Raw genomic sequence first — 18,057 nt, 5'->3', positions numbered from 1 at the left:
ACGCCGCCCCGCCCGACAGTAACAGCATGACCAAGGTGGTGGGCCTGATGCTGCTCGCTATGTCGCTGGCGACGGCCCTCCTCCGTCCCGGCGTCGCCGCAGCCCAACGCCTGATCGTCGAGCCATCCACGGTGACGCTGGCCGCGGGCGACGAGGGCCGGGTGCTCGTCCGTGTCGAGGGCGGCGGCGTCGCGCGGCGCTCGATCGCGGTCTCCGGCCCCGCCTCGGTCCGGTGGACCGCGCGGCGGTTCGGGAGCGCGCAGTGGGTCCTCGAGCTGGAGGCTCGCCCCGGGTTCGACGGCGAGGCGACCGCGATCGTGGAGGCGAAGGATCGGCGGCGGACGCTCGCCACGCCCCTCATGATCAAGGCCCGGCCCTCTCCGGCCGCCTCCGCGCTCCTGAGCGCCGGGCTTTCCTTCGAGGGGGAGACCCTGCTCGACGGCTTCACGCGGCCGCTCCTCGTGCGTCTGTCGAACCTGTCCGACCTGCCCCTCGACATGACGCTGCGGCCCGCTTTGCCCGCGTTCCTCGCCGCCGGCGAGGGGGAGTGGAGCAAGGGGCGCCGCGTCGCGGCGCACTCGTCGGTCATCGTGCCGATCCCCGTCTCGACGGCGGGGTCAGGGGACCACCCCGTCGCCAGCGGCAAGCACAAGGTGGCCGTGATCGTCGCGGCGCGGAGGGTCGGATCGCCCGCCTGGAGCGGACAGGTCGTCGCCGATGCCGAGCTCTCGGTCGGCGTCCCTGGCATGGCGGAGGTGCAGGGTGTGCTACAGGTCCCCTCCTTCCTGCTCTTCCCCGGGTTTCTGCTGGTATCCGCGTTCGCGCTCACGACGCGGCTGCTGCGCCGTCCCGCCGCGGGCGCCGGTCCCTCTGCGGACGGCAAGGAGAGCCTCCTCTCGCTCGGGTGGTCGGCGGGCCACTGGCTGGTAGCGATCTCGCTGTCGATGATCCTCGTGTGGATCTATCCCGGCCTGATGAAGATGTGGCTCGGCAGCCGCCGGGACATCCTCTACGGCTTCGACCTGGGTGACGTGATCCGGGTCTGGATCATCTCAATCGCGACGGGCATCCTGGCTGCACTCCTCACCGCGGCCGTGGCCAGCCTGGTCGCGCGCCGGCGCGCCGCGGCCGCGTTCAACCAGGATCTCGCGCCGATCGAGCTGCTGGAGAGGCTCGCGAGCCGGAAGTCGTCAGCGCTGCTCCCGTTCGTGACCCTCGACGACGACAGCCGGATATACTCGCTCGAATCCGCGGCAGGCGCCGGTCAGGCATGGGTCGCGTCGGCGATCGAGCTGAACGTGCTGGACCGCTCGCGGCCCGAGTTCGACGCGCTCGAACTGGCCAGAAGGATCAGGGCCGGCGACCCGAAGGAACTGAGTGACCACCTCGCGAACCTCGTCGCCGCGGGCGCCATACGCCTCGACTGGACCCAGGCGGGTGACGTCCGCGGCGTGGGCATCGTGCCCGCCGCCCGGCTCGACCAGACCGAGGGTCCCGGGTCGATAGTGACCCAGCGCTAAGTCTCGGGCGACTGAGGTGGGCGGACCCTGTGGCCCGCCCTTAAGCGTCCACTTACGATGGCGGTTAGGCCAAGGCCTCGCGGTTCACTCTCAGTCCCGAGCCGACTAGCAGCCGATGATCATACGCGCAATAACGGCGGCATGACGACGATCACCGATGCCCGGATCACGTTCATCGCCGGCGACTGCTTCGATGGGCACCTCGACCGCCACTACGGCCACGACGTGCCCTTCACGGACGAGTGGATGTACGGCTACGTCTACAACCTCGTCCGGGGCAGCTCCGCGCCGCTGAGATACGCGATGCCGTGGCGCGATAGCCAGAAGAGCGGGTTCTGGCGCCACTACCTCGGGGACTCACCCGGCAACGTGCCCGCGGAACGGGCCTGGAGGGCCTTCGTGCCGCTCCGGCTCATGGGCGACCCCGAACCGATAGGAACCGACCTCGGGGAACGCGTCGTCATCGACGCGTTCGGCTATCGGTTCGGTCTCGTGGTGGCGATCACGGTGCACGTCGCGAAGCGTGCGGCGCTGACGCTGGACCAATGGGTCGAGCGGCTCCGGACGCTGCGACTGGGCTCGAGCTTCGTCAACGCGGGGACCACCGCGACGCTGCCTGACGTCGTGACGCATCTCCTGGACCACTACCGCGCTTGCCACTTCCCAGGCGTCGCGTCGGGGACCCGGTCGGCGGAGCCGATAAGCATCAACACAGTCATGCAAGCCGCCGGCGGAGATCCGGCAGGACCCGTCCCCGAACCGTTGCAACGCCAGCTGCACGCCGTCACCGCATGGCCGCAGGACTGGCAGAACGCGATCCTTCCGCCACTGGGCCAGCCGCCCGCCTTCCTGCCGATGAGATCCCTCAACGGTGTGGCCGGCGACGCCCTCTACGCAGCGACGCGAGGGCGGACGATCTGGCGACCAGGACTGTTCGCCCGGCATCGCCCACAGGATGGACCTCAGCGGCGGCATACCCTGAGCTGCCTGGCCCACAACCTCGTCGCGGGCGCGGTGCAGACCGAGATGCTCCGCCTGCTGGCCATGCGGTACGCCAACGTCGACGGGATGAAGCGGATGCTGGACACCGCGACCGCACGCGGGGTCGGCCGCAAGCTGGATCAGCTCCGTCAGGGCGCAGGGACCTACCGCTCGTCGAGCGTGAAGCTGCACGTCGAGGACCCGTCGAGCAGGTCCGAGGTCAACCAGTTGCTGCAGCTCGCCAAGGCCCAACCGATCCCATAGCGGTCGCCGCCGGCCACCACGGCGATGCGGAACGCCGAGATATGGGCATGGCCATGGGTCCGTGTAGGCGTCCCGCCGTCACCCCTTCCCAATCCCCCGCAGCGGCAGGAAGGCGAAACCGCGGACAGCCATATCCCTTACTTGCCCGGCGTCAGGACGATCGCGCGGTCGAGTCGGCCTAGTCCAAGCTCCGCCGGGGCCGTCCCACGGGATCACGACCGAGACGGTGGAGCCTCCGGATGGCTTGGGGCGTCACCGGTCCAAGCTCGTCTGCGACATCGGGCCGGCACCCGCCGGGCCTGCCACCCTCCCCTCAGCAGATGACGCCGCGTCGAACGGTGCGATCGCCGACGGGACGGTTGCGATCTCGCAGACAAAGGCGCGGGAGACCTTGCCGGCGACCTCCTCCATGGTCGCCAGCAGGCGGTTCACCTGCGACACGGTGCCCAGCAGCTCCGGGCCGTATCTCGCGACGAGATATTCGCGGTCGCGGGCGACCGCCTCGACATGGGCCGCAGTCCGCCGACGAAGCACGAGTCCCGCTTCCGTCGCCAATGCCAAGCGAGCGCCCAGATCGTGCCCCAAGCGGCGGATCGTCGCCGCGGTGCCGCCCTTGAGGATGAGGTAGGCAGACAGGTTCAGCTCGACGGAATGCAGCGCGAGCAGCCGGAGTGGTGCGGCCGTCAACGGGTCGCCGCGCTGGATGGCCCCGGCCGCGCGGAAGGCGGCGTCCCGGTACACCTCGGCGAGCCTGTGCAAGTCACGGGCGGAGGCGCGTTCGCCCGGATAGATGGGATCACGTTCAGCCACGGATCCGCCGTGGCACGCAAACGGTAAGGATTCCTGAAGCTCGCCCGCCTGCGGCGTGGGACTCAAGTCTGGCAGCCGGCCTGCGAAGCGGAGAAGCCGCAGCCGCCCCAGCGACGGCGGCACCTTCCCAGGGCCGCAGCAGGAGCCAGTGCCCATCGGCACGGCGGAGGGTGTGAAGCGGTGCAGAGGGGAAAAGCGGGGACGGGTCCGCCCCGCCGCTTCGCATTGAACCACAGGAGTTGAGAAATGATGAACAAGGCTGAAGAAACCGAAGAGATGCGCCAGGCGCGCCACGACCTGCAATTGCTCTCCGCATCCGATCCGGCGGCCGGCGCGAACATGATGAAGTACGTCGCGGCGTACTCGATCATGCTCACCGGGCGGCGCGGCCGGGACCGGCGGCAGGGCGAGCCGCAGCTCGGGGCGGGGTTCGTGCTGACGCACGGCGACCAGAACCTCTGCGCGGCGGCCGCACGGCGATCGGGCACCGACTACATCTACATCGCCTTCGACGTCGACGACGCGGCCGGGCCTCCGCTAGCCGCCGGGGTGTTCCGCAAGCAGGACGACAACATGTTCGTCTACGGCGACTGCCGCCTCTGGTCGCCGGCGAACGACGGCCGCGCCCTGCTTGTGCCGATGGGCATCGGGCCGGAGGTCGGCCACTTCGCGTTCCGGCCCGGGCGGACGCTCAAGCTCGTCGACGCGCCCGTGCCGGGCGACCTCCAGGCCGGCCTGCGGCGCGCCAGCGCGCGCATGCAGCGCCTGCTGTCGTCCGACGCCCTGCGCGACGTGCACCGCGAGGGCTACATGCACTGCATCCACAACGTCGGGCAGGACATATACGCCGAGACGTCGCGGCTCGCAGCCTGACGGCCGACGCGGTCGGCCGTCAGGCCGGCCGCAGGCGGTCCAACGTCGCGGTCGACGCGGCCCCTCCGCCCGCTGGTGGCGCCTCGACCGCGCCGCCGCTGACCACGCCTCACTAGCCGTCCACGGCGGTAGCTCGGCATCGCGGTCCCCGAGGCCTCCGTCGATAGAGGGCCCCTTAATGTCACTTCGCGTCGAAGGTGATCATCACCACGTCCACGAACGAACCGGCCCGATCGCTCATCAGATGGTCGATGTGGATCGAGTATCCGTCACCCTCGTGGCACCGCAGGTCGCGCACGACGCCCTGGAACGCCTCGATGTCCTCGTCGCGTCCGCTGACCGGCGTGAACGACGCGGTGCCCTCCCCACGCCGGACCTGGAAGTTGGTGCCATTCTCGATCAGGTCGTCGATGTAGCTCATTAGCCCCCGTATTCCCCTTGATGCCCCGACAGGCCATAACCTTCGTCCGCGCGACGATCGTCAAGCCATTGCCCACGATACCGCACCCGTCACCCCGGTTCAGCGCGATGCGCCGGAGGGACCGCTCGGAAACCGCCAACCACCGAAGGCGAGACCGCTTTCAACGCGCGACTTGCCGTGTTTTACCCCAACGCGAGAATCGGGCCTTCCCGGGCGGCCGCCCGTCCCCTCCACTCGTCGCCGGTCCGCTTGCGCACGGCACCGACTGCGCGGGACGCGAGGCCGAGAATGGGCGCGGCCATAGTCCGGCGCCATGTCCCCAAAGCCTAGACGCAAATGCGCCTACCCGTCGCGAACCCACGACGCCCCCGTCTGTTCGCAGGAAGCAGGATCAGTCGGATCGGCTGGGCTCGTCCGCCGTGATCGGGCCTGTTCCGGAGCGCTAAGACCTACGGTTCGGACCCGCTCTCGGGGGCGGCACCCCACCCATGCCGCGCGAGCGCCGCCTCGAAGCGCACCCGCAGCCGATCGGCGAAAGCGGGCTCGACGTCCCGCGCGAAGCGGAGCAGCCCGGCGATGTGGTTGACCATGCCCGTGACCGCCTCGAAGTTGCGCTCGGCTGCATGGGCGGCGATGCCGAAGCCCTCGATGCCGCGGACGTGGTCCGACAACCGCTGGCGCAACCCGCCCGGCAGCCGCGGACGGTCCCGGTCGACGAGCAGGCCCAGCACCACCTTGCGTCCGCCGGGCGGCACGATCGAGATCTTGCGCTCGTGCATGCGGAAGCCGTGGTCGCGCAGGACGTCCCGGACGCCGTCGACCATCGCGACGGCATGGCTTCGGTCGAACGTGCCCGGCGGACCTGAGAACGTCAGGTCGTCGGAGTAGCGCGTGTAGGTCAGCCCGGCGGACCGGGCCAAGCTGGACAGGCGTCCGTCGAGTCCCACGCAGGCGAGGTTCGACAGCATCGGACTGGTAGGCGCCCCTTGCGGGAGGAAGCCGGTCAGTTCACGGCGATACAGGTCGATGCCACGGTTGGCGTGGTTGGAGACCGTGCGGGCGGCGCGCCTGTCCTGCGGAGGGTCGACCCATGGCCGCGTGCACAGGCGCGCGAGCTCGAAGGATACGAGCGGCTGATAGCCGATAGTCCGGAAGACGTCGTACACCGAACGCTCGGGCACGCTCTCGAAGAAGTCGTGGATGTCCAGCTTGAGCAGCCATCCCGCCATGCAGTGGCGCCGCGCGCAGGCCACGATCGAGCTGCCGGCGGCGTAGGCGTGACTGTCCGGATGGACCGGCCGTCCGCGAAGGATCTCGCGGACTATCCAGCGCTGAACGGCCATCAGCGTCGGCTCGGGGACGGCGATCCGCCTGCCCCCGCCGCCGCGCTTGGATATGCTGAAGTCGCGGTAGCGGTCGCCCGACCTGTTTGCGATCACCGAGCGGAGATACCTGTAGTCCACGCCCATCCGGGCCGCGAGGTGACGCAGCGTCACGATCGCGGGCGCGCCGGCCACCTCGACCGACCGGGCCTGCGCGAGAGCCCGGACGAGGAGCTCGTCGGACCGACCCGACGCGCGGCCGTCGACGACGTATCGGTGGGGCGAAGCGCCGATCATCCACTTTGACCCGATAGGAGGCGATGGTGGAGGGGACGAGCCCAGTCCTCGTCGGTGCCGGAGTCCGCTTCACCATGGCCGATCACGGCGACACCTTCTCCCAGGCGAAGCGCGACGCGCCAGCCCGCCCCGGACGAGCCGGGGCATGGACCGGCCTTGCGGCCGGCGGGAGGCTGGATGCTCACCGCTCCGCCCTCAGCTGCGACGGATAGTATGGTTCGTCGTGGTCGCGCAACTCCCTGGGCGCGTACTCGGACCGCCAGCGGCGGAGCTCGACGAGACCCGCATCGGTCAGCCTCAGCGTGGACCCCGCTAGCCCCAAGGTCTGAGCGAGGGCGAGCAGCCGCGCGACCTCGGCGGGGGTCGTGTCCGTGACCTCGGCGATCCGATCGGGCCGACGGACACGGTGACCGAGCAGGTCGATCACCCGCCCGAGGCGCTCCGCCCCCGCCGTCCCTGCGAGCGGCTCGCGCGGCGGCGCGGGAGTCATCGCGAACAGCGATAGCAGATCGCGCGGGACCGCCTTTCCCTCGAATAGGCTGTTCCACCCGTCCGCCACCTTCCAGAGCACAAACGGCAGGTTGTTCGGCGCGGTGTGCTCGAACGCGATCAGCGCGCGGCTCTCCTTGAAGCCAAGCGCCATCGCCTTGCGGCGCCTCCCGGCCTGGGCGAGGCACATCGCCTCGACGTCGGCGAGCTGCTCGGCCGTCCAGCCGGCGCCGGCGAAGGTCGGCGCGGCCAGCACCAGATGGACGCGGTCCTCCCCGAACCGCCGGTGGAGAAGCCGGAGCGCCCGGGCGGTGGCGGCGAACACGGCCACGTGGAACTCGATCAGTCCCGCCGAGGCCCAGCTGCGCACGGTCGCGTGACGGCGGAGGGCGGTCGCGAAGTCGACCAGCCGCTTGCCCGAGCCGGAGAAGTCGTCGACCAGCAGTATCGTGCGCACCTTGGCCGCCCGCAGCGGCGCGAGACCGTGATCGGGCAGCAGCTGGCCCCGCGCCGCCGGCTGCCGCAGCACGCCGGTCAGCACGTTCCCGACGACCGCCTCGCTGCCGGGCAGTCCAGGCTGGAACACGTCGTAGCCGGCGTCGCGGCCGGTGGGATGCGCCGACTCGCCGGACGGAACCTCGCGCGCCGGGAACGCCGCGACGGGGCCGGGCAGCTGGCCCAGCAGGCGCTCGACGAGGTCGCCCAGATCGCGGCGCAGGTCGGTCTCGCTCACCAGCCGCAGTCCGTCCACCAGCAGCGCCCCCGCCTCCTGCCGGTTGGGCGGGAGGTTTGACAGCCAGGCGGCGACGCGCGGATGACCGGTGCGAGGCGCGATCGCCATCAGCGTCGCCGAGCCCGCGAGCTAGACGACGCGTCGTCAGCCACCGGGCGCATCGTCCGCGCCGAGACCCAGCTGCCGCAGGACGGCTTCCTCCGAGACGTTCTCCTGCCCGGTCCAGAACCGGCAGAACGCGGCGACGTCCCCGGCACCCGCCGCCTTCGCGACCCTGATCACCAGCAGCAGGCACCAGAGGAACGCCTCCCGGCACAGGCGCTCGTCCTCGAAGCTCGACTGGAAGTTCATCGAGAGGCCGTCGATGTGCAGCGGGATGAAGCCGCCGATGGTCGCCGACGCCGGGTCCCAGCGGGGATGCACGATCTGCGCGCGCATGGCGAAGAGCTCGCGCAACCGTCCGATCAGCGCTTCCTGATCGTCGAGCGAGGCCGCGAACGCACGTTCGACGCACCGCTCGAGCCGCGCCAGCAGGGAACCCTTCTTCGCATCGACGATCGCCTTGAGGGCGTCGTCGCCGGTTTCCCGCGCGCGCAACGTGAAGAAGACGTTGGTGAACGCCTCGACGCCGGTGAGCGCCATCAGGAAGGCCTGGATGCCATGGAAGCGGCGCAGCTCGTCATCGGCGGCGCCCGCGAGCCCGGCGATGTTGCTCGCGGAAAGCCGGAAGTAGGTCGACACGATCGCGTACGCCGGCTCGAGCCGGATGGCGCGGTCGTATGGCTCGCCGTCGCGCAGCAACTGCCGAACGGAACCGTCGTCGTTCAGGATCATCGAGAAGTTCGGCATGGCCTCACCCTCGATCCGCGCCCGTGCCGCGGCTTGATCCCTGCGCTCGCTCCGAAATGACCAGAAGAACTCTCATCGAACGTATCCTCCCGCCGCCGTATTGATGACGACCGCATAAGCACCTGCGACCGAAGACCATGCCAGTCGGCAGCGCCGACGCCAATCGCGCTCGGTCGGACCTTCACGAATTCTTGAGCAGCGCGGCCGAACATGCGGACGGCGTCGCCTCGCCCCGTTCGGGAGGGGCCTGGTCGTTGCGAGGATCAGGGTCGCGATCGTGGGGCCGCGTCGGTGCGTCCCTAGGTCTATTCCATCAGAAGAGTGCAGGTGTTCCCTTCGGCTGGAGGGAAAACAGGAAGCAGGGGTACGAGCATGAAGAACATGACGGACGGATTGGAGATCGTGGCGAGCATCGCGCGGGGACGCGACTATTGGGAACTGCGCGCGGGCGACGTGCAGGACTGGGTCAGCACCCTACCACGCTCCGCGACGCAGGAGCGTATCAGCCGCATCGAGTGGGTGGGCAACGCGTGGGATGGCCGGTCGGACATCCGCGTCGGCTCCGAAGACGAACGGACGGTCATGCTGAGCGCACCCGAGATCACGCAGCTGCTCGGGGAACTGCACCGCGGCATCCTCGCACTCCGAATCGCCGGCGTCGCACCCCCCATGCCTGACAGCGTCCGCACGTGCTGCCTCAGCACGGCAGACCAGATCGCACTGGTCATCGATTTCGACTTCGGCGACTTCATCCTGCCGCTTTGCGTCGACCACCGCCGCTACTGGGTCACCGAGAAGCCGACGGTCGACGAGATCGCGGGTGGGATGCTCGACATCCTCGCGCACGCCGACAGGGTCCGCGGCCGGATCGCCAAGCGCGAGGCCGGCCTGCGCCGCGCACTCGAGGAGACCGCCGCGAAGATCGGACGCGGCACCGCGCCGCTTTGGTTGCGGATGGAGCCCCTACCCCACTACGGAAGGCCCAAGGACATCGCGGAGCTGCGCTACGTCATGCTGATGGTCGCGCTGAACCGGGGCCTCGTCTGGGCGCCGACCGGCGACGAGCGCATCCGCACGGTCAGGGAGATCCGCAGCCACTACGGGTACCACCATCGGGAACACCGGAGCCGCGCGACCGCACTGGCCAATCTACAATCGGCCGGATCGCAGGGCCTGATCAGCGAGGTCGCGCTGGCCATCGTCAGGGAACGGGGCCTCGACCCCCGCGAGGTGCTTCGGCAGGCGGTGGCAGCGGGTGCGGAAGACTTCCGCGGCGGGGTCCAGTTCGACAGGAACGGCAAGCGCGAGACCCTCCACTACCAGGACGGCGTACTCGTCGCCCTCCTTGAGTTCGAAGGCGGCGTCTACTCGGACAACGCCCTCTCGCTCTGGGGCAGCTACCCGGAAACGCTGGCGCTCGGCGCCACGGGAAGGAAGCTATCGGACTTCGTCGACCACCCGGCATTCGTATCGGCCGAGCTGGTCGCGACCGGGGCCGAGAGCCGCCAGGGTGCCCTCGACATCTTCCACGACGGCAAGCCGATCCCGGTGGAAGCCGCCGTCACCCACGATCTGCCGCAGGCGCTCGCGGCGTGATCCGCTGATCGCAATCGACCCGCACCCGGCCACACGTCTGCGAACCCGCGCATATTGACGAGACAGAGACAATCACTACTTACAAGTAGTGATTGTCTCTGTCTCCACCTTTCTGCGCTGCGACGGCGAGGCCGTCGCCGAAGGCACGGCCGTGGCTGCCGCCGACATGTCCGTCGTGGAGAGGTCGACACGGCCCGCGCCGGCGCGCCGCCCCGCGAAAGGCCCGGCGTGAGCGCGTCCGCCACCGGAGGTGCGAGGCCTGACGTCGCCGTCCTGGAGCAGCTGATCGACGCCGCGGCGCTGTGTCACCGTGCACTCGCCGACGGCGGGCTTCCCGTCGCGGCGGCCTACGTCGCCGACGCCTGCCAGAGCCTCCGGCTGGCGGCGTCCGCACGCGCCGCCGTGCTGGCGCGCGAGCTGCCGCCTGCCGCCGAAGGTGCGGCCGCCGTACCCCTGATCCTCGACGATGGCCGCGATACCGGCGTCTGGCTGATACGTGACGGCGCCAGCCCGATCGCGGTCCGCGGGACCCAGGACGCCGAGGGCTCCTTCCATGCCGACGAAGGTGCCACCGCCCGATTCCCCACGGCCGCCCCGCCCGACCCGTGCCACGACCTGATCGCTTCCGCCGACGCCAAGCTGCTTGTCGAAAACGATCTCGCCGCCGCCCTGCTCGCGCGCGCGCTGACCGACTTCACCTGGGTCAACCGCGAGCGACGTGTCCGGTCGCTGGTGACGCGCGGCGCGGCGGCGCTCACAGTCGGGGTATTGAGAGGCGGCCGGCCATCGCCCATGCTGCGCGGTGCCGACCATCCCCTGCTCGACCGCGCCGTCCACGACCTCCTCGATGGCCTTGGCTGGCGACCCGAACTGGACCTCGACCTCCCGGCACCTGACTGGGGGGCGACCGGCGCGATCTCGCCGGCGCGCCGAACGCGCTAGCCGGCGGCGTCGGCGGCGCCGGTCCGGACGGGCGACCCCAGCAGCACCTCGATCTCGCCGAGGAGGACCGCGGACGGGTCGGCGCGTACCCAGCGCCCGGCGACCATGTCGTCCAGGATGCGCCGGAGCACGCCGTGCGCCCGCTCCGTCCTGGTCTCAGCCGCGACCGCGGCCGCCATGCACTCGGCGTTGCGGCCATCCGCCTCGCGGGCCACCGCCCGCCAGTGGTTCACCTTCCGCTCCCTCCGCGCCTCGGCGATCGCCTCCGCCTCCTCGCGCGTCGGCTTGGCGGCCCTCGCCGGCTTCCTGCGACCGATCTCCTCCAGGATGGCGCCACGCAGCACGGGGAAGTCACCCCCATCGTGCGAGATCATCGTGCGGGAGTGCCCCGACTGCCTAGCGACGGCCGACAGCGACAGGCGGGCACCCTGCTTCCGGCTGATCGCCGCGAACGCCGCCCACATCTCGCGCTCCACCAGGCCCGACGGGACGTGGCCCGACGGCCAAGGCTGCGCCGACGGGGACGTGGGTGCATAGACGCCGGCGGTCCGCGACGGCGGAGCAGCGCCGGCGATGGTACGAGCACCCGCCGTGTCGGTTGCGCAGCCCGTCTGAACGTCATTCGTCATCGTACTCTCCTTCGCTGGTAGTGATGCCGGGCGCGGTCGCGGCGGCCTGATGCCTGTTCCTGAAGCCCGAGCTCCCGAGGGCCCGCGCTGCCGCCAGCACGCGGTCCCTTGCCTCCCGGCCAGCGGCGGAGTCGCCCGCGGCGGCTGCCGCGACCGCCCGCCGCCGCTCCGTCACGTACGTTCGCATGATGGCGGCCCCATTGCGCGCGCGGTCCGGCCGAGGGGCGCCGGCGCCGATGCTGTCCGGGACGGATCCTTCCATGGCCAGATCCGATCCGGTGCCCGCTCCCATGAAGGCAGCGACGAGGCCGGCGGCGGGGCGCAGGCCGTCGCGCGCGAACAGCGGTTGCGGGGCGGCGGCCTGCTCGGCCCAGATCGCATCGCGCCGCGTCGGATCGATCGCCGCGCCGCGTCCGGCGACGCGCCCCAGCACACGGTCCATGGCCGCGTCCATGGTGTGCGCCGTGGTCGCGACCCCGTCCATGATCTCGTCGAACAGCAGGACGGTGTGCCTGGAGCGGAAGAGCTCCAGCTCGCGCTGGAAGGACGGATCACCCGTCACGTAGTCCTTCATGGTGAAGTCCGGCGAGGCGTGCTGCAACTGCCTGGCGATCGCCATCAGAAGCCCGGGGTAGAGCTTGTAGAGCGTCTGCGCGTAGGTCTTGCGGAAGGCGTACAGGGCGATGCAGCTCGGCCCCGGCTCGCGGTACTTGCGGAGATCGCGGCCCATCTCCTCGTCAGGGATGCCACTGAAGTCGGCGAAGCGCGGGATCGAGCGCTTCATGGAAGCCGACAGCCGGGTGACGACCAGCCAGTCGGTCCGGAGAGGCTCCCCGGCCTCCGACGCGAAGTCGACCACCAGCAGCCCCTGGGCCTCCTTGGGCGCGAACCTGCGAAGCGGCGCGTGCAGACGCTCGAGCACCTCGAGCGCGAGCAGCGCGTCGGGCGGCCCCTCGCCGGGCTGCCGCCCGCCGACCACCCACCGCACCGGCCTGGGCGTCGCCTCGCGCTTGTAGACGTGGCCGTGCAGATGCAGCACCGTCGAGAAGCCGCTCTTGCTCGGCGCCTCCGACAGGCACCAGGGGGCGTCCGGGCGCCCGGCCAAGCCGAACCCGCCGGCGCGCTCCGTCCCCTTCGGCGGATGCCTCCCGCCGCGCAGGCCGAGTGCCTCGCCCGGCCGCTGGCCAACGCCAAGCAAGTGGAGCGCATACGCGGCGTCGCGCACGAGGTGCACGATCTGCCGGATCGAGTCAATCGGGCTCATCCCCTCGACGAGCAAGCCATCGCGCCAGCGCGAGGTCTCCCCCTCGACCTTCCCGAAGCGAAAGTCGCGGAGGCGTTCGGCCGCCTCCGCGCCGGTCAGTCCACGCGCGCAGAGCGCGGCAAGCCGCTTGACCAGGCGGATCGCGTCGTCGGCCGGCACGCCCATCATGCGCGTCGCGCCAGAAACGAGCCGTTCGAGCACCGCGTCGGGGAGGCGCTCGGTCGTGCGGTCGGCGCCATCGTCGGCCCAGTCCGTCGCCACCGCCTGGGCGGCGGTATGCCCGAAGGGATCTCCGCGCGGGGCGGCACCGCCATACCGCTCGAGGAGCGCCGCGTTGCGGCGCAGGAAGAGGAACGCGCTGGCCACGTCCTTGACCAGCCCACGCGTCGCGCGGGGCGTATCGCCGATCTTGCCGGGCCGCTTGCCGAACCGGGGACGGGGCTCCCAATGTCCGCGCCCCGGCTCGTGGGTGTCGGACCGCTTGCGCTCGTGGAACTGCTTGAGGGCATCCAGAAAGAGCTCGCCGCAGCCCGCCCCCAGCTCGCCGAAGGAACCGATCTTCCCGTGGACCATCCATCGCCCGATCATGGTGAGCGAGTGCCCCAACGCGGCCATGGACTTCGCAGACCGGGCGGTCGACGACGGATGGGCCATCCCCACCAGCAAGGCGATCCTGATCTCGTCGGCCAGCGGTTCGGGCAGGCCGTCGAGGTAGATGACCGAGGTGCGGGCATCGCTGGGCTGGCGCAGGTCCACGGTCCAGCGTCCGTCGGTGACGACCGAGGCGCGCGACACGCGCACCGTCTCACTCAGGGAACGATGCTCCGCCATCGTGCGAAGCCATGTTCCCGTCCGCGAGAGGGCGGTGGTCTCGAGTTCAGCCATTGCCAAGTCCTTCGATCCGGATGGTGGGCAGGCGGCGCGCCTCGGCGACGACCGCGTCGGGGAAGAGCGGGATCCACAGGTCGAGCAGCTCGGTCAGCACCGGGCGCCATCGGGCCCGCCACCGGAGCGAGCGGTCGCCGTGGGCGAGCTCGCGGTGAAGGTGGTCGGCCAGCGCCACCATCTGCGCGCACGACCAGGCAGGCGCCGCGACGTCGACGTCAGCGTGCGGGCAGATCGGGCAGAGGCCCCGCGCCCGGCAGAGCTCGCGTGGATCCTGCCCGAGCGGCCCGCGCAGCGGATCCCCGCAGCGGAAGCCGTCGGTCGCGCTGAACAGGTCGGCGCCATCGGGCCGGCCGTAGACCTCGATGCCCCACAGCAGGCGGCGGTGCTCGATCTTCAGACCCCAGATGAGCCGCTCCTCGTCGCGGAGCCGCGCCGGTCCCCCGAGGTAGTGCCGCACGCCCGTCACGACGTTGCGCCACCAGCCCGCCGCGCGGATCATCAGGGGGTCGCCGCCCGTGGCCTCGTGGATGATGTCGACGCCGGCGGGGCGCAGGTCCTTGTTCCTGACCTTGCCGTCGAACCCCAGGTCGCGGGAAAGCTCCGCCAGAGCCCTCCGCAGGTTCGCCCCGCCTTGCGTGGCGAACGAGCATACGGTGGCCGCCTTGCGTTCCCTGGCGTAAATGAAGAGGTAGCCCCTCAGGCCGCCCGCGTGTTCGCGGATCGGGGTCGTCCACGAGCGCACGAACTCGACCAGTACCGCGGGACCCCACGGGTCGCCGGAGTCGGGGAAGCTGACCGGCTGCTCCCGTCCCGCCCGGGGCTTGTACTGCGACGCGACGACGCGATCGCCACCGGCAGGTGGCGCGCCGACGTCGCCGAGATCGTCTTCCCAACCATCGTCTTCGGCACTGTTTCCGTCGCCCGGGCCCGCCGGTCCCTCCTCGGAGATGAACGCGTCCACGGGCAGACACGCCAGGATCCCCGCATTGTAGCGCGTCTGGATGCCGATCAGCACCGCGAAGGCGACCATGTCGGAGACGGTGGGCCACGCGATCCGGCAGATGGCCCGGTAGCCCAACCTGCGGATCCGCTTCCTCAGCACCGGGTCGTCGGCCGTCAGCTCGCGGCACGGTGGCGGTCCGCCGGGATAGGCGGTCGCCAGGAACGCGGCGAGCTCGGAGCGATCCGCGTCGTCGGGGTCGAGTTCCCCACCGCCGTCACCGCCATCTTCGCTGGCGTCGCCGTCATCGGCGCGGTCGCCACCGTCACCGCCTGCGAGCACGGCGGCCAGGCGGGTCTGTTCGCGCACCACGCGATCAACACGCGCGGCGCACTCCTTCAGCAGCCGCTGCAGATCCACGTCGCCCGAGATCCCGCCGCAGTCGCCGTCGGGCACAGGACGGTCCACGCTCTCCGCGCGGACATCGACGTGCGCGCATCCGGGGATGCGGCCGACCAGGTCGCGCGCCACGTTGAGCCGGCGCCTGAGGTTCGCATGCATCGGCTCGCCCGTGCGAGCCTCCTCGGCGATATGGATCTGGTCGAAGAGGTCCGCGGGCAGACCTTCCGGTGGCGAAGCCCCGAGGCCAAGCGCCGCGATCTGACGGGCGAGCGCGACGGCCGCCCATGCGGCGGCCCTGGCGGTGGCCTCCGCCCTGCCCTCCGCGTAGCGGGCGACCGCGCCGATCAGCGGGGCGCGGATCAGCGGGAGCGCCCAGACATCCTCGAGCCCGACCGCGCAGCGCCCGGACAGGCCGGTGCGCAGCGGCAGGTCGAGGAAGGGCTGGCCGCCGTCGGCGAGCATGAGCGTGACAGGCGCGGCCGGATCGCAGCGGCCGGAGCCGGGCAGCACCGGCAGCGCGCCAGCCAGCTCCGCCGCCGCGCCGCCGTCAGCGCCTGCCGTCAGCGGCGCTGGCGGCACGGCACCGCGCGCTGGCGGGATGACGACCGCGCCGGAGAGGAGCCCCTCCTTCAGGCGCAGGTGGCGCCGCTCCGCGGCGGACAGCTCATCCACGGATGATCGCCCCGGTGCCCGCGACCGCGATGTCACCCACCTCGGCGACGCGCCGGCGGTCCGGGAAGAGGTAGATGCGGTCGGTCGTGCCGCGGTCGGCATGGCCCAGGCGACGCTGGACGAACGCGACCGGATCCGCCTCGCGGCGGCGGAGCGCCACCTTGTACATAGCGAACGCGTAGGTGTGACGCTGGTCGTGGTAGCAGTGCCAGGGCAGCTCGATCGTCCTGGGCCCGCCGTCCTCGTCAACGCCCTCGAACGGCCGCACCATGCCGAGCCTCTCCTGTGCGACGCGGAAATCGCGCTGGATGGAGCTGGGCTGGGTCGCGTGTCCGACGTGCACGCCCGAGGCGAGGGTGTTTACGAGCAACTCGGCGGGCTCGTCCCAGTTGCTGCCATGGAGCTCCCTCGCCTCCTCGACGCACGCGGCGCGCTCGTTGCTGATGTAGTCCTGCTGGCGGAGCAGCACCCTGCCTGGCACCTGCACCTCACGCGTGTCCGCGCCCTTGGTGCGCCTCAACACGAACGGGTACTCGCGCGTGGGGTCCGCCACCGTGATCCTGAGGACGTCCTCGAAGTGGATACCGAGGTTCTCGACCAGCCTGCACCCGACCCGCATGCCGTGGTCGAGCTCCAGACCGGGCCTGGAGGAGGGCCCACCGCGCACCCATTCGGACGGGAGGACCACCATCGACGCCGCCAGCCGCCGTCGGGTGTCCGGCGCGAGCGGCCGGATCATATGGCGCCGCGCCGCGTCGACATGGGAGGGGTCGATCGCCTTGCCGTCATCGTCGCGGAGCCGCTCGACACCCCAGGCGCGGCATAACGCGGCGTCGCCGTCGAGCTGGATGTCGCAGCCATCGGCCTTGTTCGCGTGATCGACGCAGCGCAACAAGGTCCGCAGCGACTGCGCGATTGTGCCGCGCTTGTAGGACTGGCCGCGCTGGGTGACGCCCATGGTCATCCCGATCACCGCCGCCTGCACCACGTCGTCGCACATGTAGCGGAAGGGGCGCCCCTCCATCTCGCGCACGATCGCGTAGGGGCGGAGGTCGTAGGCGTAGATCCGGTTGGTCTGTTGCGGATAGCTGCCTGTCTCCTTGCGCTTGGGCACGTCGGCGACGGACATCAGATAGGCGAACTCCTCCGGCAGAATCTCGCGGGACGTGCGCTTGACGAGGTACGAGAAACCGACCGGCACGATCGAGTCCTTGCGCACCTCGAGCGGCACCCGGGAGAGCGGCGTCGTGGTGGCGAGCGGGTTGTAGCGCTGGACATCGATGGGCATCGGATCGGCCTCCGGGATGGGGCCGCGATGACCTAGCTAGACCCCGCTGAAAGGTCAGCGCCGTCGTCGTCGCGACTCGGTGGAGGCAACCAAATAACGCTTGTGACAGCGTTCAACAGTCCAGACCTTCGGTGAAAATTCCTGCTAATCTTGTAGCTATCGCTGAGTGCGAGTAGATGTGAACGGTTCGCGAGATGCTCTGCTGAACAGGCGAAACCGCGAGTGTTAACACAACTTATACTGCAAGGATCTGTTCTGTTCAGAGGAATCTTGTCTTTTCGACTTCGAACCGACTGTACTGGCCTCCAACGAGCTTCAACTAGCTTCAACTCCCACTATTTTCCGGCGAGCGGCACCCTCCTGCGAACTGTTCACTGGGGGACGGCAATGACGCCGAAGCATCCCGATCGCGGTTCCGCGGATCGCTTGGCGACTTCCGTCGTGGGGGAGAGCCATGATGCCATCGTCAGGTCAGCGGCCAACAGCGACAGAGTCCGGCATCCCGCGCCGGCAGGCCCCCCGCCCGCCAGCATCTCGCCCCGAGACATGCGCGACCTGACGTGGCGCGTGAACGCAGCGATGCGTCATGGCGTGATCGCGACGGAGGGTTTGCTCAGGCACGTCGCAGCCGAGCCGTTGATCACCGCCGTCGAGCGTCGCCTGTCGTCGAGCGTCGGTGGACCGGGAGACCGGCCGCGCCTGATCGCGACGACCCATATCGACAGGCTTGGGGTCCAGGCCTCCGGTTCGAAGTCGCGCTAACCACCGACCTCATCCTGCCGATCGAGTACGTCGCCCGGCCGGGCGTCGCCGAGGTCGATCAGGGGGCCAACGCGGCGAAGCTAGTCGGAGAGGCCGTCGAGGCGAACGCGCCGCG

Annotated in this window: 15 protein-coding genes; 6 read left to right on the top strand and 9 right to left on the bottom strand. The window is 70.4% G+C overall.

The genetic code is table 11. The features are described from left to right. The first annotated feature begins 26 nt into the window (after positions 1-26). Both ASG29_RS06640 and ASG29_RS06635 read left to right on the top strand, forming a co-directional pair. Positions 27-1,520, top strand: coding sequence for a hypothetical protein (locus ASG29_RS06640; RefSeq protein WP_055981962.1), 1,494 nt, complete (start codon positions 27-29; stop codon positions 1,518-1,520). A 141-nt stretch (positions 1,521-1,661) separates the two neighbouring features. Beyond that, positions 1,662-2,765: a hypothetical protein gene (locus ASG29_RS06635; protein WP_055981959.1), complete on the top strand. Its 1,104-nt coding sequence runs from the start codon at positions 1,662-1,664 to the stop codon at positions 2,763-2,765. Between the two features lie 252 nt (positions 2,766-3,017). On the opposite strand, the gene ASG29_RS06630 is transcribed toward ASG29_RS06635, so the two are convergent. Further along, positions 3,018-3,575, bottom strand: a complete 558-nt coding sequence (locus ASG29_RS06630; protein ID WP_200932380.1) for a hypothetical protein — start codon at positions 3,573-3,575, stop codon at positions 3,018-3,020. 246 nt (positions 3,576-3,821) lie between these two features. On the opposite strand from ASG29_RS06630, the gene ASG29_RS06625 reads away from it, so the two are divergent. Beyond that, positions 3,822-4,448 carry a hypothetical protein gene (locus tag ASG29_RS06625; protein ID WP_055981953.1) on the top strand — a complete coding sequence of 209 codons (627 nt, stop codon included), beginning with the start codon at positions 3,822-3,824 and terminating at the stop codon, positions 4,446-4,448. Between the two features lie 181 nt (positions 4,449-4,629). On the opposite strand, the gene ASG29_RS06620 is transcribed toward ASG29_RS06625, so the two are convergent. From ASG29_RS06620 to ASG29_RS06605, 4 genes are all read right to left on the bottom strand, one after another. Next, the gene (locus ASG29_RS06620; RefSeq protein ID WP_055981950.1) at positions 4,630-4,869 is read right to left on the bottom strand and encodes a hypothetical protein; all 240 of its coding nucleotides are present in this window, start codon (positions 4,867-4,869) and stop codon (positions 4,630-4,632) included. Between the two features lie 449 nt (positions 4,870-5,318). Continuing rightward, positions 5,319-6,488, bottom strand: a complete 1,170-nt coding sequence (locus ASG29_RS06615) for a reverse transcriptase family protein (protein ID WP_055981947.1) — start codon at positions 6,486-6,488, stop codon at positions 5,319-5,321. 181 nt (positions 6,489-6,669) lie between these two features. Further along, positions 6,670-7,818, bottom strand: coding sequence for a hypothetical protein (locus tag ASG29_RS06610; protein ID WP_055981944.1), 1,149 nt, complete (start codon positions 7,816-7,818; stop codon positions 6,670-6,672). A gap of 36 nt (positions 7,819-7,854) precedes the next feature. Then, positions 7,855-8,544, bottom strand: a complete 690-nt coding sequence (locus tag ASG29_RS06605; RefSeq protein WP_156457917.1) for a hypothetical protein — start codon at positions 8,542-8,544, stop codon at positions 7,855-7,857. Between the two features lie 387 nt (positions 8,545-8,931). On the opposite strand from ASG29_RS06605, the gene ASG29_RS06600 reads away from it, so the two are divergent. Together ASG29_RS06600 and ASG29_RS06595 are read left to right on the top strand one after the other, a co-directional pair. Continuing rightward, positions 8,932-10,155 (top strand): hypothetical protein, encoded by a 1,224-nt coding sequence (locus ASG29_RS06600; protein WP_055981938.1) that lies wholly within the window; start codon positions 8,932-8,934, stop codon positions 10,153-10,155. Positions 10,156-10,383: 228 nt separating this feature from the next. Beyond that, positions 10,384-11,097 carry a hypothetical protein gene (locus ASG29_RS06595; RefSeq protein ID WP_055981934.1) on the top strand — a complete coding sequence of 238 codons (714 nt, stop codon included), beginning with the start codon at positions 10,384-10,386 and terminating at the stop codon, positions 11,095-11,097. Here the strand turns inward: ASG29_RS06595 and ASG29_RS06590 are convergent. From ASG29_RS06590 to ASG29_RS06575, 4 genes are read right to left on the bottom strand one after another with little or no spacing between them, the layout of a single operon-like run. Continuing rightward, on the bottom strand, positions 11,094-11,726 hold the full coding sequence (locus tag ASG29_RS06590) for a hypothetical protein (protein ID WP_156457916.1): 633 nt from the start codon (positions 11,724-11,726) through the stop codon (positions 11,094-11,096). The two genes, ASG29_RS06595 and ASG29_RS06590, sit on opposite strands and share 4 nt — an antisense overlap. Continuing rightward, the gene (locus ASG29_RS06585; protein WP_055981930.1) at positions 11,716-13,875 is read right to left on the bottom strand and encodes a hypothetical protein; all 2,160 of its coding nucleotides are present in this window, start codon (positions 13,873-13,875) and stop codon (positions 11,716-11,718) included. Before ASG29_RS06585 ends, ASG29_RS06590 begins: the two co-directional genes overlap by 11 nt. Next, the gene (locus ASG29_RS06580) at positions 13,868-15,892 is read right to left on the bottom strand and encodes a hypothetical protein (protein WP_055981928.1); all 2,025 of its coding nucleotides are present in this window, start codon (positions 15,890-15,892) and stop codon (positions 13,868-13,870) included. The genes ASG29_RS06585 and ASG29_RS06580 overlap by 8 nt, the downstream gene beginning before the upstream one ends. Then, positions 15,885-17,180: a hypothetical protein gene (locus tag ASG29_RS06575; protein WP_055981925.1), complete on the bottom strand. Its 1,296-nt coding sequence runs from the start codon at positions 17,178-17,180 to the stop codon at positions 15,885-15,887. Before ASG29_RS06575 ends, ASG29_RS06580 begins: the two co-directional genes overlap by 8 nt. A gap of 546 nt (positions 17,181-17,726) precedes the next feature. On the opposite strand from ASG29_RS06575, the gene ASG29_RS06570 reads away from it, so the two are divergent. Then, positions 17,727-17,942 carry a hypothetical protein gene (locus ASG29_RS06570; protein ID WP_055981922.1) on the top strand — a complete coding sequence of 72 codons (216 nt, stop codon included), beginning with the start codon at positions 17,727-17,729 and terminating at the stop codon, positions 17,940-17,942. Positions 17,943-18,057 lie beyond the last annotated feature (115 nt).

The organism is Sphingomonas sp. Leaf412, assembly GCF_001425405.1.
Lineage (GTDB): Bacteria > Pseudomonadota > Alphaproteobacteria > Sphingomonadales > Sphingomonadaceae > Sphingomonas.
The sequence above is the reverse complement of the archived record's forward strand: the minus strand, read 5'-3'. Positions and strand labels throughout refer to the sequence as shown.

Excerpts from the sequence above, each read along its gene's own strand:
- ASG29_RS06640 (WP_055981962.1), top strand. The coding sequence starts at position 27 with ATGACCAAGGTGGTGGGCCTGATGCTGCTCGCTATGTCGCTGGCGACG.
- ASG29_RS06635 (WP_055981959.1), top strand. The coding sequence starts at position 1,662 with ATGACGACGATCACCGATGCCCGGATCACGTTCATCGCCGGCGACTGC.
- ASG29_RS06625 (WP_055981953.1), top strand. The coding sequence starts at position 3,822 with ATGATGAACAAGGCTGAAGAAACCGAAGAGATGCGCCAGGCGCGCCAC.
- ASG29_RS06620 (WP_055981950.1), bottom strand. The coding sequence starts at position 4,869 with ATGAGCTACATCGACGACCTGATCGAGAATGGCACCAACTTCCAGGTC.
- ASG29_RS06615 (WP_055981947.1), bottom strand. The coding sequence starts at position 6,488 with ATGATCGGCGCTTCGCCCCACCGATACGTCGTCGACGGCCGCGCGTCG.
- ASG29_RS06610 (WP_055981944.1), bottom strand. The coding sequence starts at position 7,818 with ATGGCGATCGCGCCTCGCACCGGTCATCCGCGCGTCGCCGCCTGGCTG.
- ASG29_RS06605 (WP_156457917.1), bottom strand. The coding sequence starts at position 8,544 with ATGATCCTGAACGACGACGGTTCCGTTCGGCAGTTGCTGCGCGACGGC.
- ASG29_RS06600 (WP_055981938.1), top strand. The coding sequence starts at position 8,932 with ATGAAGAACATGACGGACGGATTGGAGATCGTGGCGAGCATCGCGCGG.
- ASG29_RS06590 (WP_156457916.1), bottom strand. The coding sequence starts at position 11,726 with ATGACGAATGACGTTCAGACGGGCTGCGCAACCGACACGGCGGGTGCT.
- ASG29_RS06585 (WP_055981930.1), bottom strand. The coding sequence starts at position 13,875 with ATGGCTGAACTCGAGACCACCGCCCTCTCGCGGACGGGAACATGGCTT.
- ASG29_RS06575 (WP_055981925.1), bottom strand. The coding sequence starts at position 17,180 with ATGCCCATCGATGTCCAGCGCTACAACCCGCTCGCCACCACGACGCCG.
- ASG29_RS06570 (WP_055981922.1), top strand. The coding sequence starts at position 17,727 with ATGCGCGACCTGACGTGGCGCGTGAACGCAGCGATGCGTCATGGCGTG.